The 12328-nt window shown below is 74.7% G+C and carries 11 protein-coding genes; 7 read left to right on the forward strand and 4 right to left on the reverse strand.

Annotated elements, in window-relative coordinates; genetic code table 11:
* Positions 1 to 89: 89 nt before the first annotated feature.
* The 3 genes from OHA55_RS06835 to OHA55_RS06845 form a co-directional block, all read right to left on the reverse strand.
* The gene (locus tag OHA55_RS06835; RefSeq protein ID WP_266703767.1) at positions 90 to 1163 is read right to left on the reverse strand and encodes a prenyltransferase; all 1074 of its coding nucleotides are present in this window, start codon (positions 1161 to 1163) and stop codon (positions 90 to 92) included.
* A complete protein-coding gene (locus OHA55_RS06840) occupies positions 1160 to 1891 on the reverse strand; it encodes a class I SAM-dependent methyltransferase (protein ID WP_266703769.1) in 732 nt (243 codons plus the stop codon). The genes OHA55_RS06835 and OHA55_RS06840 overlap by 4 nt, the downstream gene beginning before the upstream one ends.
* A 76-nt stretch (positions 1892 to 1967) precedes the next feature.
* On the reverse strand, positions 1968 to 3281 hold the full coding sequence (locus OHA55_RS06845; protein WP_266703771.1) for a glycosyltransferase family 4 protein: 1314 nt from the start codon (positions 3279 to 3281) through the stop codon (positions 1968 to 1970).
* A 166-nt stretch (positions 3282 to 3447) separates the two neighbouring features.
* Here OHA55_RS06845 and OHA55_RS06850 point away from each other — a divergent pair, with 166 nt between their 5' ends.
* The 7 genes from OHA55_RS06850 to OHA55_RS06880 all read left to right on the forward strand — a co-directional run bounded on the left by OHA55_RS06850 (position 3448) and on the right by OHA55_RS06880 (position 10936).
* Positions 3448 to 4050: a TetR family transcriptional regulator gene (locus tag OHA55_RS06850; RefSeq protein ID WP_266703773.1), complete on the forward strand. Its 603-nt coding sequence runs from the start codon at positions 3448 to 3450 to the stop codon at positions 4048 to 4050.
* 326 nt (positions 4051 to 4376) lie between these two features.
* Positions 4377 to 5648 carry a prenyltransferase/squalene oxidase repeat-containing protein gene (locus tag OHA55_RS06855; RefSeq protein WP_266703775.1) on the forward strand — a complete coding sequence of 424 codons (1272 nt, stop codon included), beginning with the start codon at positions 4377 to 4379 and terminating at the stop codon, positions 5646 to 5648.
* 53 nt (positions 5649 to 5701) lie between these two features.
* On the forward strand, positions 5702 to 6364 hold the full coding sequence (locus tag OHA55_RS06860) for an SCO2322 family protein (protein WP_266710455.1): 663 nt from the start codon (positions 5702 to 5704) through the stop codon (positions 6362 to 6364).
* Positions 6361 to 7518, forward strand: coding sequence for a CbiQ family ECF transporter T component (locus tag OHA55_RS06865; protein ID WP_266703777.1), 1158 nt, complete (start codon positions 6361 to 6363; stop codon positions 7516 to 7518). Before OHA55_RS06860 ends, OHA55_RS06865 begins: the two co-directional genes overlap by 4 nt.
* Positions 7515 to 9284, forward strand: a complete 1770-nt coding sequence (locus tag OHA55_RS06870; RefSeq protein WP_266703779.1) for an ABC transporter ATP-binding protein — start codon at positions 7515 to 7517, stop codon at positions 9282 to 9284. The genes OHA55_RS06865 and OHA55_RS06870 overlap by 4 nt, the downstream gene beginning before the upstream one ends.
* 47 nt (positions 9285 to 9331) lie before the next feature.
* The gene (locus OHA55_RS06875; protein WP_266710456.1) at positions 9332 to 10231 is read left to right on the forward strand and encodes an ECF transporter S component; all 900 of its coding nucleotides are present in this window, start codon (positions 9332 to 9334) and stop codon (positions 10229 to 10231) included.
* A gap of 267 nt (positions 10232 to 10498) precedes the next feature.
* Positions 10499 to 10936, forward strand: a complete 438-nt coding sequence (locus OHA55_RS06880) for a transglycosylase SLT domain-containing protein (protein ID WP_266703781.1) — start codon at positions 10499 to 10501, stop codon at positions 10934 to 10936.
* Positions 10937 to 11036: 100 nt separating this feature from the next.
* Here OHA55_RS06880 and OHA55_RS06885 read toward each other — a convergent pair whose 3' ends face one another.
* Positions 11037 to 12158: an MFS transporter gene (locus tag OHA55_RS06885; protein WP_266710457.1), complete on the reverse strand. Its 1122-nt coding sequence runs from the start codon at positions 12156 to 12158 to the stop codon at positions 11037 to 11039.
* Positions 12159 to 12328: the final 170 nt, after the last annotated feature.

The following is a 12328-nucleotide window of genomic DNA, read 5'->3' on the forward strand; positions in this document are numbered from 1 at the left end:
CAACCCGAACGGCACGCACCCGAACGACACGCACCCGAACAGCACACGGACGGACGGCGCGCACCGCCCCGAAAGCGGGCGGTGGCCGGTCAGGAGCAGCAGTCGGGCTCCAGGCCCCTCGGCAGCCGTTCTCCCCCGAAGACCGCGGTGGTCGCCTCGTCCCCCCCGAGTGCGGCCACCGCGAGCAGCAGTGATCCGGCGGTCCAGGAGGTGAGTTCCTCGGGCCAGAAGGCGCGTTCGCCCTCGAAGACGTATCCGGTCCAGTAGAGGCCGCCGGGTTCGCGCAGATGCTGGATGGACTGGAGGATCTCCAGCGCCCGGTCGGACTCGCCCATCGCCCAGAGCGTCAGGGCGAGTTCGCAGCTCTCGCCGCCGGTGACCCAGGGGTTGGGCAGTACGCAGCGCACACCGAGGCCGGGTACGACGAACTCGTCCCAGCGCTCGGCCATGCGCTGCTGGGCCGCCGCGCCGGTGATCGCGCCGCCGAGGACCGGGTAGTACCAGTCCATCGAGTAGCGGCCCTTGTCCAGGAAGCGTTCCGGGTGCGCGACGATGGCGTGGGCCAGCGCTCCGGTGGCCAACTCCCAGTCGGGCTGGGGTTCTTCGCGCCGCTCCGCGAGGGCGAGGGCGCAGCGCAGGGCGTGGTGGACCGAGGAGGATCCGGTCAGCAGCGCGTCGGTGACGGGGGTGCCGTCCTCCTCGCGCTTCCACCCGATCTGACCGCCGGGCTGCTGGAGGCCGAGGACGAACTCGACCGCGGCGAAGACCATCGGCCACATCCGGTCGACGAACGCGTCGTCCCCGGTGGCGAGGTAGTGGTGCCAGACGCCGACGGCCACGTAGGCGCAGAAGTTGGACTCCCGGCCGCGGTCGGTGGGGCGTTCCGGGTCGCCGTCGTGGTAGGCGGCGTACCAGGAGCCGTCCTGATTCTGACTGCGGGCCAGCCACTCGTACGCGCGCTCGGCGGCCTCGTGTTCGCCGGCCGCGTCGAGGGCCATGGCCGCCTCGGTGTGGTCCCACGGGTCCAGGTGGTGGCCGCGGAACCAGGGCAGCGCGCCGTCCTCGCACTGGGTGCCGAGCAGTGCGGTGACGGTCGCGGATGCCTGATCCGGCGTCAGAACGCCGGGCAGGACGAGGTGTTCGGTCCGTTCGGGGAGGGTCACGCCTCTGCCTTCGGGAGGTGCGGCTTCGTCGCGTACGCCACGAAGCTCTTTCCGACGACCGGGTTGAGCAGCTGCTCGGCGACCCGGGTCACCGCGGGCTTCTTCATGATGTCCCACACCAGCAGCTTGTGGTAGGCGCGGACCGGCAGAGCCTTGTCGTTGTCCACGCCGAAGGCGCACTTGAGCCACCAGTACGGCGAGTGCAGGGCGTGCGCGTGGTGGGTGCCGTACGGCTTCAGGCCGGCTTCGCGGATCTTGCGGAGCAGTTCGTCGGCCTTGTAGATCCGGATGTGACCGCCCTCGACCTCGTGGTACGCGTCGGAGAGCGACCAGCAGACCTTCTCGGGGCCGTAGCGGGGCACGGTGATCGCGATGCGGCCGCCCGGTTTGAGGACGCGGACCATCTCGGCGAGGACGCCCTTGTCGTCGGGGATGTGCTCCATCACCTCGGAGATGATGACGACGTCGAACGAGGCGTCAGGGAAAGGCAGGTTGAGGGCGTCGCCCTCCATGGCGGTGGCGGTCGCGCCGGCCGGGGCCTCGCCCTCGGCCTTCATCGCCGCGAACCACTTGGCGACCTCGCGGATCTCCTCGCCGTTCTGGTCCAGGGCCACGACCCGGGCGCCGCGCCGGTAGCACTCGAAGGCGTGCCGGCCGGCGCCGCAGCCGAGATCGAGCACACGGTCACCTGCGGCGAGCGGAAAGCGGGTGAAGTCGACGGTCAGCACGGGGGCCTGCCTTCGAGGTCGGTGGTACGGGCACCAGAAAGGAAAAGGACGGAGTCGCGGGTGCGGCCGCGGGAGGTCATCTGCGGGCGCCCCGGGCGGCGATGGCCCGGCGGTAGAGGTCGGCGGTGCCGGCCGCCGCTCCGGCCCAGGTGAAGTTGGCCAGGACCCGGGCGCGGCCGGCCGCGCCGAGCCGGGCCCGCAGCTCCGGGTCGTCCAGCATCCGGGTGAGAGCGGTGGCGAGCGCGTCGGGGTCGCCGGGCGGCACGGCGAGGCAGGTCTCGCCGTCGCGGCCGGTGACCTCGGGGATCGCGCCGCCGGTGGTGGCGACGAGCGGGGTGCCGGTGGCCATCGCCTCGGCGGCGGGCAGCGAGAAGCCCTCGTACAGCGAGGGGACGCAGGAGACCTGGGCTCCGCGCACCAGGTCGACGAGTTCGGCGTCGGTGATGCCCTTGACGAACTCGACGGCGTCCGCCAGGCCGAGGCGTTCGATGGCGCGGGCCACCGGGCCGTCTTCGGCGCGCTTGCCGACGACCACGAGATGGGCCTCGGGGTGGCCGGCCCGGACCTTGCCGAGCGCCTCCACGAGGTGGACGAGCCCCTTGAGGGGGACATCGGCGCTGGAGGTGGTGACGATCCGGCCGGGCACCTCGCGGACCGACGGGTCGGGCGACCAGAGGTCGGTGTCCGCGCCGATGTGGACGACGTCGACGCGGTCGGGGCGCACCCCGAGGTCGTCGACGATCTCCTGGCGGGACGAGCCGGAGACGGTGAGGACGTGCGGCAGCCGGCGGGCGACCCGCTTCTGCATGCGGGTGAAGCCGTACCAGCGGCGTACGGAGAGGGCGCGCCGCCGGGTCGTGGCGGCGGCCAGGTCGAGCCGGCGGTCGACGGTGATGGGGTGGTGGATGGTGGTGACGAGGGGGGCGCCGAGGTCACCGAGCAGGCCGTAGCCGAGTGTCTGGTTGTCGTGGATCACGTCGAACTCGCCGCTGCGGGCTCGCAGATGGCGTCCGGCCCGCAGCGAGAAGGTGAGCGGTTCGGGGAAACCGCCGGTCCACATGGTGGCGACCTCGGCGAGGTCGATCCAGTCGCGGTACTCGCCCCGCCCGGGGGTCCGGAACGGGTCGGGCTGCCGGTAGAGGTCGAGGCTGGGCAGTTCGGTGAGCGGCACGCCCTCGTCGAGTACCGGGTAGGGCTGGGCACCGATCACCTCGACGGTGTGGCCGAGGCGCGCGAGCTCGCGGCCGAGGTGGCGGACGTAGACGCCCTGGCCGCCGCAGAACGGGTTGCCCTTGTAGGTGAGGAGGGCGATGCGCAGCGGGCGGTCGTCCGGTGCGGCAGGAGCGCCGTATCCGGCGCCGGGGTCCGTCTCCATGGCCTCAGCGGTCACTCCCGGCCCCCTTCGTCTGCGTTCCGCCGGAGCGTAACCGTTGCCGATAATCTGGAACAAGTTTCAGACCGGCCCGTCCAATGAGGATCGAATCTACCGGCAGGTAGCGTCGACGCGGCGACCGGATCAGGTGATTCACGCCACGGCGCGGAAGGGAGCGGTGCCCATGACCGCCGACGCCCGGTCTCCGGCGCTCCCCCTCACCGCGGACCAGCGGGCCCGCCGCGCACGCATCCTGGACGCCACGGCGGAACTCGCCGGGAAGGGCGGATTCGAGGCCGTGCAGATGCGCGAGGTCGCGGAGGCCGCCCACGTCGCCCTCGGCACCCTCTACCGCTACTTCCCGTCCAAGGCGCACCTGCTGGTCGCCACCCTGCACGACCGGCTGCGGCTGCTCCGCACCACGGCGGCCGAGCACCCGCCGGCCGGGCGCACTCCGGGCGAGCGGGCCGCCGCGACGCTGCTGCGCGCCTTCGGGTCGCTGCGCCGCGAACCGGAGCTCGCGGACGCCATGCTGCGGGCATGGGCGTTCGCCGACCGGAGCGTGCGCGCCGAGGTGGACGCGGTCTCCCGGCTGGTCACGGAGATCGTCCTGGACGCCGCGGGGCTGACGGACCCGGACGCCGGACAGCTGTCGGCGGTGCGGGTGGTCGAGCACACCTGGCACTGCACCCTCACCTCCTGGCTCTCCGGCCGTGCCCCGGCCGCACAGGTGCGGACGGACGTCGAGACGGTCTGCCGGCTGCTCGACCCCGCGCCCTCCCGTTGAGGTGCTCCCGCCCGGGACCTGCGTACACTCCGGGCGACCGGCCTCGGGGCCGGTACCGGCTCCCCCGGTAGAGTGAACCCGTCGTTCTTCACGCCCGTACGGGGGAAACCGGTGCGAACCGGTGCAACTCCCCGCCCGGCCCCGGTTCTCGCCGGGCCGCCGCCGTCCGCGAACCGCCCGCATCCCGGGCGGAATCCGGTGCGCGGGTGCGAACGGCCGATGCCGCCGGGTGGTCCGGTGGCCCGCATCCGTCGCCACAGACGGAGCCGAGCCCGGCACCGACCCGTGCACGCGCCCGGCCCCCGCAGGAGAGGCCCTCGCCCGTCATGACCGTACGCCGCAGCGCAGCCGCGCTCGCGTCCACCGCCGTGCTCCTGGCGTTCGCCGCCCCGGCGGCGATGGCGGACTCCACTCCGTCACCCTCGGCCTCCCTCACCGTGCCCTCCGACCCGCACGCCGGGCTGTACGGCACCTCGGACCCGACGTACGACGGGGTCTGGCGCCAGTCGCTGGCCTTCCTGGCCCAGAAGCTCGAGTACGTCACCCCGTCCGTGGAGGCGGTGAACTGGCTGAAGCTCCAGCAGTGCGACAGCGGCGCCTTCCCCTCCTACCGCGACTTCCGTGAGCCGTGCGACGCCAAGACGATGACGGACACCAACGCCACCGCCGCCGCCGTGCAGGCGCTCGCCGAGCTGACCGGTGAGAAGGCGGCCGTGGAGAACGGCATCGACTGGCTGGCGTCCGTGCAGAACGAGGACGGCGGCTGGGGCTACTCGGCCGGCAGCCCGAGCGACGCGAACTCGACCGCGATAGTCGTCGGCGCCTTCGCCCGCGCGGGCAAGAAGCTGGCCGACGTGACCTCGTCCGCCGGGCACACCCCGTACGACCTGCTGCGCACGCTCGCGCTGCCGTGTGGCGGGAAGGACGGCGGCGCGTTCGCCTACCAGCCGGACAAGAAGGGCGCGCTCGCCGCCAACGCGGACGCCACGGCGGCGGCCGTGCTCGGCACCATGGGCAAGGGCCTGGCGGCCGGCAGCTACAACCCCGGCAAGGCCCCCGTCTGCACGACCGGCACCGGCCTCACCACCGAGCAGGTCGCCCAGAACGGCGCGCACTGGCTGACCGGCGCGCTCGCCGCCTCCGGCCACCTCGACCAGGCACCCATGCCGGGCTCCGAGACCACCGACCCCCAGCCCGACTTCGGCAACACGGCGGACGCCGTCGTGGCGCTGGCCGCCGCCGGCCACCGCGACAAGGCCGCGACCGCCGTCACCTGGCTGGAGAAGAACTCCGCCGCCTGGGCGAAGCAGTCCGGCCCGGCCGCGTACGCGCAGCTGATCCTCGCGGCGCACGCGACCGGCACCGACGCCCGCGACTTCGGCGGCGCCGACCTCGTCGCCCAGCTCAACGCGACCGGCCCGGCGCCCGCCGCGACCGCGGTCCCCTCCCCCACGCCGACCCTCGCCTCCGCCGACTCCGCCGCCGCCGACGACGGTTCCGGCGTCGGCGTGTGGTGGCTGGTGGGCGTCGGCCTCGCCTTCGGCGCGGGCATCGGCTTCCTGATCAGCAACCGGCGCAAGGACAAGGGCGGCCGGTGACCACCCCCGGGTTCCAAAACCGGCCACCGCGACGAGGCCGCGTCCGCCGTGCGGTGGCACTCGCCCTGCTGACGGCGCTCGCGGCGGCCGTGTCGCTCTGCGTCGCGGGCACCGCCGAGGCCGCCGGCTACCGCTACTGGTCCTTCTGGGAGAGCGACGGCCCGCGGTGGACGTACGCCACCCAGGGGCCGTCCCTCGTCCGCCCCGACGACGGGTCGGTACAGGGCTTCCGGTTCGCGGTGAGCGAGGACTCCGGCGACGCGGCCCAGCCGCGCCGTACCCCCGACTTCGCCGCCGTCTGCGGGAACACCCCCGCGAAGGACGGCAGCAAGCGCGTCGCGCTGGTCATCGACCCCGGTACGGCGGCCGACGCCCCCGCCGGGGAGCAGCCGCCGGCGCTGCGCACCGCCTGCGCCCGGGTCGCCCCGGACGCGAGCACCGCCGAGGCGCTGGCCTCGGTCGCGAAGCCGCTGCGGTACGACAGCGCGGCGCTGCTCTGCGCCATCTCGGGCTACCCGCGGACCGGCTGCGGCGAGCAGCTCGCGGGCGACGCCTCGCCGGAGCCCGCCGGGACCGCGTCCGCCCCGTCCTCCTCTTCGGAGAAGACGGCGGCGGACGGTGACGCCGGCGGCCCTTCCGTGGGCCTGCTCGCCGGAATCGGTGCCGTCGTCGTCCTCGGCGGCGCCGCCGTCTTCCAGGCGCGCCGCCGGCGATGAGCCGCCTTCCCGCCGCGACGGGCCGGGTGCGCGGCCTGCGCGCCCCCGGGGCGCACCGGAGCAACGCGCTGCCCGCCGGCGCGTGGTGGCTGTGGGCGCTGGGTCTGGCGACCGCGGCGTCCCGCACCACCAACCCGCTGTTGCTCGGGCTGCTGGTCGGGGTGGCGGGTTATGTGGTGGCCGCGCGGCGCACGGACGCGCCGTGGGCCCGTTCGTACGGGGCGTTCGTCAAGCTCGGGCTCTTCGTCGTCGGGGTGCGGCTGCTGTTCTCGGCGTTCCTGGGGTCGTCGATCCCGGGTACGCACACCCTCTTCACCCTCCCCGAGGTGCCGCTGCCCGGCTGGGCCGAGGGCGTCCGGATCGGCGGCCGGGTGACCGGGGAGCAGTTGCTCTTCTCGCTGTACGACGGGGCGCGGATGGCCGCCCTGCTGATCTGCGTCGGTGCGGCCAACTCCCTCGCCAGTCCGGCCAGGTTGCTGAAGTCGCTGCCGGGCGCGCTGTACGAGGCGGGGGTGGCGGTCGTCGTCGCCATGACGTTCGCGCCGAACATGGTCGCGGACGTGGCGCGGCTGCGCACCGCCCGTCGGCTGCGGGGCCGCCCCACCGGCGGCATCCGGGCGGTCGCCCAGATCGGTCTGCCGGTGCTGGAGGGCGCGCTGGAGCGGTCGGTGGCGGTGGCCGCCTCCATGGACGCGCGCGGCTACGGACGGACCGCCCGGGTCCCCGCCCGGGTCCGGCACACCACCAACGCCCTCACCCTCGGCGGCCTGCTGGGGGTGTGCGCCGGTACGTACGGGCTGCTCGCCGCGGAGGGCGCGGTCTACGGGCTGCCGCTGCTGCTGGCGGGCCTCCTCGCGGCGATGGCCGGGCTGCGCCTCGGCGGCCGGCGCTCGGTGCGTACCCGGTACCGGCCCGACCGGTGGGGTGTGCGGGCGTGGCTGGTGGCGGGGTCGGGCGTGCTGGTGGCCGCGGTGCTGATCCGGGCGGGTTCGGCGGACCCGGCCGCGCTGCGGCCCGGCGTCGTCCCGCCGGCCCCGCCGGTGCTGCCGCTGTGGCCCGCCGCGGGCATCCTGATCGGGCTGCTGCCCGCGTTCGCCGCCCCCGTACCGCCGCGGCCGGCTGCCGTACCGCCGTATCCGAAGGAGGACCAGTGATCCGGTTCGAGCAGGTCTCCGTACGGTACGAGGGCGCGGCCGGACCCACCTTGTCGGGCGTCGACCTGACCGTGCCCGAGGGCGAGTTGGTGCTGCTCGTCGGCCCGTCCGGGGTCGGCAAGTCGACGCTGCTGGGCGCGGTGCCGGGGCTGGTGCCGCACTTCACCGGGGGAACGCTGAGCGGCCGGGTCACCGTCGACGGGCGGGACACGCGTACCCACAAGCCGCGTGAACTCGCCGATCTGGTGGGCACGGTGGGCCAGGACCCGTCCGCGCACTTCGTCACCGACACGGTGGAGGACGAACTCGCGTACGGCATGGAGTCGTTGGGGCTCGCCCCGGACGTGATGCGCCGCCGTGTGGAGGAGACTCTCGACCTGCTGGGGCTCGCGGAGCTGCGGGAGAGGCCGATCGCCACGCTCTCCGGCGGCCAGCGGCAGCGGGTCGCGATCGGTTCGGTGCTGACCCCGCACCCGAAGGTGCTGGTGCTCGACGAGCCGACCTCCGCCCTGGACCCCGCGGCGGCCGAGGAGGTTCTCGCGGTGCTCCAGCGGCTCGTCCACGACCTGGGCACGACCGTGCTGATGGCCGAGCACCGGCTGGAGCGCGTGGTGCAGTACGCGGACCGGGTCGTGCTGCTGCCCGCGCCGGGCGCCGCCCCCGTGGTGGGCGCACCCGCGCAGATCATGGCCGTCTCGCCGGTCCGGCCGCCCGTCGCCGAGCTGGGTCTGCTGGCCGGCTGGGACCCGCTGCCGCTGTCCGTACGCGACGCCCGGCGGCGGGCGGCGGGGCTGCGCGAGCGGCTGGCCGCCCGGACGCCCGCCGGCCCGACGCCGCCGGACGTGCCTGCCGTACCTCCCGTACCTCCCGTGTCCGGCGCACTCACCACTGCTTCCGGAAGCCTCGCGCCGGCGCCCGCGCCGCGCTCCGGGCTCTTCGGGCTCCGGCGTGCGCGCCGGTCCCGTACCACCGGCCCCGGGGCCACGTCCGCGGCCGGCCCCACCGGGTCCCTGGCGCGGACCGAGGGCCTCGGGGTGCGGCGCGGCCGGGTGGAGGCGCTGCGTTCGGTGAGCCTGGACGTCCGGGCCGGGGAGACCGTGGCCCTGATGGGCCGCAACGGCGCCGGGAAGTCCACCCTGCTCGGGGCGCTCGTCGGCGTGGTCCCGCCCACCGCGGGCCGGGTCCGGGTGGGCGGCCTGGAGCCGTCCCGTACGGACCCGCGCACGATGGTGCGGCGGGTCGGGCTGGTGCCCCAGGAGCCCCGCGATCTGCTCTACGCGGAGACGGTCGCCGCCGAGTGCGCGGCGGCCGACGCCGACGCGGGCGCCCCGGCGGGCAGCTGCCGGGCCCTCGTCTCCCGTCTGCTGCCCGGGGTGGCGGACGCCACCCACCCCCGTGACCTCTCCGAGGGCCAGCGGCTGACGCTGGCCCTGGCGCTCGTCCTGACCGCCCGGCCGCCGCTGATCCTGCTGGACGAGCCGACCCGGGGGCTCGACTACGCGGCCAAGTCCCGGCTGGTCGGGGTGCTCCGCGAGCTGACGGGCGAGGGGCACGGCATCGTCCTGGCCACCCACGACGTGGAGCTGGCGGCGGAGCTCGCGGACCGGGTGGTGATCCTGGCCGGCGGGGAGGTCGTCGCGGACGGCCCGACCCGGCAGGTGGTCGTCTCCTCGCCCGCGTACGCCCCGCAGACCGCGAAGATCCTCGCCCCGCAGGAGTGGCTCACCGTGAACCAGGTCCGCACGGCCCTGGAGGCCGGGGCGTGAGCGGCGACCGCGTGACCGCCGGCGCACCCGTGGCCGGCGGCGCGCCCCTGGCCGACGAGCCCCACGCCCGGGCCGGCCGGCGGGTGCGCCCGGTCCGGCTGGGGCCGCGTTCGGTCGTGACGCTGGTGCTGGTGAGCGCGGTGGGGGTGGCGGCCTTCGGCTGGCCGCTGCTCGCCGGGCCCGCTTTCGGTACCGCGCACGCCCAGGACGCGCCCTGGCTCTTCGGCGCGCTGCTGCCGCTGCTGGTGGCGGTGGCCGTGGCGACCGTCGCGGACGCAGGGCTGGACGCGAAGGCCGTCGCGATGCTCGGGGTGCTCGCGGCCGTCGGTGCCGCGCTGCGCCCGCTGGGCGCGGGGACGGCCGGGCTGGAGCCCATGTTCTTCCTGATGGTGCTCAGCGGCCGGGTGCTGGGCCCCGGCTTCGGCTTCGTGCTCGGCGCGGTCACCATGTTCGCGTCGGCGCTGCTCACCGGCGGGGTCGGGCCGTGGATGCCGTTCCAGATGCTGTCGATGGCCTGGTTCACCATGGGCGCGGGGCTGCTGCCGGGGCCGGATCGGCTGCGCGGCCGGGCGGAGACCGCCATGCTCGCGGCGTACGGCGCGCTGGCCTCGCTGCTCTACGGCACGGTCATGAACCTCTACGGCTGGACGATCGTGCCCGGCCTCGGCTCGGGCATCTCCTTCGTGGCGGGCGACCCGGTGCACGAGAACCTGGTCCGCTTCCTGGCGTACTGCCTGACCACCTCGCTCGGCTGGGACCTGGGCCGCGCGGCCCTGACCGTGGTGCTGACGCTCGCCGTGGGGCCGGTACTCCTGCGGGCGCTCCGTCGCGCGACGCGGCGCGCTTCCTTCGAGGCCCGGGTCACATTCGAGGGTCCCGACGGAGTGAGGACACCCACAGGCACTTGGTCCTCCCCCAAGCCGGATAGTAGCGGCGCCGAGGTCTGAAGCGTCCGCCAACGACCCCTCCGACCTGCGCGAACTCCCGATTGTCCGGGTTCGGGACCTAGGGCCCGGAGTCCGAGTCGGGGTCGTACGGGGGGCCGGTGGGGGGTCATTGCCATCGCCGGACGGCGGGGCTAACCATGGTTCTCGTCGCCGAACACCTCGGTGGCCCGCTCGACCGTCATCCGGTCACCAGGGCCCAGGTGGGGACGCCCGGATCGTTCACAGAGCCGGCCGCGACGCCACCTGCCCCCGACGTTAGGTTTCTACGTGTCGTTCGCCAGTCGTTTCCTCGCCCAGCCCCGCATCGCAGGCCGCAAGACCGTCCTCGCCGGTGCCGCCGTACTCCTCGGTGGCAGTGGCCTGGCCCTCGGCGCCGGTACGGCGTCCGCGGCCACGCCCACCGCGACGACCGCTGTCGCCGGTGCGCAGGCCACGGCGAAGCAGATGATCGGTGACAGCGCCCAGTTCCAGTGCTTCAGCAACATCGTGTCGCACGAGAGCGGCTGGAACCCGAGCGCCACCAACGCTTCCTCCGGCGCGTACGGCCTGGTCCAGGCCCTGCCCGCCTCCAAGATGTCGTCCGCCGGTTCGGACTGGAAGACCAACCCCGCCACGCAGATCAAGTGGGGTCTGGACTACATGAACAGCCGCTACGGCAGCCCGTGCGGCGCCTGGGACTTCTGGCAGGCCAACAGCTGGTACTGAGCCGGCCCGCCCAGCAGTTCCGCGTGACCGAGCCCGGGCCGGGACCTCTTCGCCGAGGTCCCGGCCCGGGCTTCGTCGTGCCGTCCCGCGTTCGCGTGACTCATGGGGGCGTTCGGCGGGAGCCGCGGGAAGCGGCGAACCGGAGGACCGCGCAGGCCGCGACGGAGAGCAGGCCGCCGGCGAGGAAGGCGGCGCGCACGTCGGCGAGTCGGAGGGCGAGGCCCCCGATCGCGGCGCCCGCCGCGATACCGGCGTTGTAGGCACCCGAATTCGCCGCGAGTGCGAGGTCCGTGCGGCCCGGGGCGCAGTACAGCATCACGTTCTGGGTGGCCATGAACACCGGACCGAGCGCGCCGCCCATCAGCACCAGGAACACCACCGCCGCCACGGGATCGGTGCCCGCCGTGTACAGGCCGAGCATCCCCACGGCCTGCACGGCCATGGCGACGATCGGCGCCGCGTACGGGAAGCGGTCCAGCAGCAGCCCGGTGACGGTCACCCCGGCCAGACACGCCAAGCCGAGAGCCATGATCAGGACCCCGGCCGTGTCGGGGGAGAAGCCGCTCACGTCACCCAGGAACTTCACGACGTAGGTGAATCCGGCGAACGCCCCGGCGGCGGAGAGACCTCCGGACGTCAGCACGATCGCGAACCGGCGGGCGTCGGGACGGGGCCCGTACGCGGCGGGTTCCTCCTCCGGACGCGAGGTCGGCAGCAGGACGGCGATCGTCACCAGGGAGACGAGGCCGGCGACGGCCGTCAGAGCGACCGGCACCTGCCAGCCGCTGTGCCGCCCCAGCCACGCACCGCCGGGCACCCCGATCACGAGCGCGAGCGAACCGGCGACGGACAGTGCCCCGACCACGCGTCCCCGGACCGCGGTGGCGAAGAGGCCCACCGCGACCGGCCCCATCACCGCCCAGAACAGCGCCTGGGCGAGCGCGGTCATCAGCCTCGCCCCGAGAAGCAGCCCGTAGGACGTGGCCAGCGCCGCGGCGGCGCTGGAGACGACCAGCGCCGCCAGCACTCCCGTGAGCACATGGCGCCGGGGCACCGCCCGCAGCCCGTGGGCGAGAGGCAGCGAGGCGAGGGCCACCGTCGCGCCGTATCCCGTGACGAGAAGGCCGACCGCCGACACCGGCACCCGGAGGCTCTCGGCGATGAGGTCGAGGATGCCCACGGGCAGGTTCTCGGCGGTGTTGAAGGTGAAGGCGGCCAGCATCAGGGCCGCGAGCACCGCCGCCCCGCGCCAGGGAGCGGGCCGCGGCCGCCCCGTACGGGCCCGGCCCTCCCGGGCCTGCCGCACCGACTCCGTCCCTGGGTCCATGGACGTACCCCATCGGGCCCGCCGCTCCACCGCAACCCCGTTTCCGGACGGTCCGCGAAGCCTGC

This window comes from Streptomyces sp. NBC_00102, from assembly GCF_026343115.1.
GTDB lineage: Bacteria > Actinomycetota > Actinomycetes > Streptomycetales > Streptomycetaceae > Streptomyces.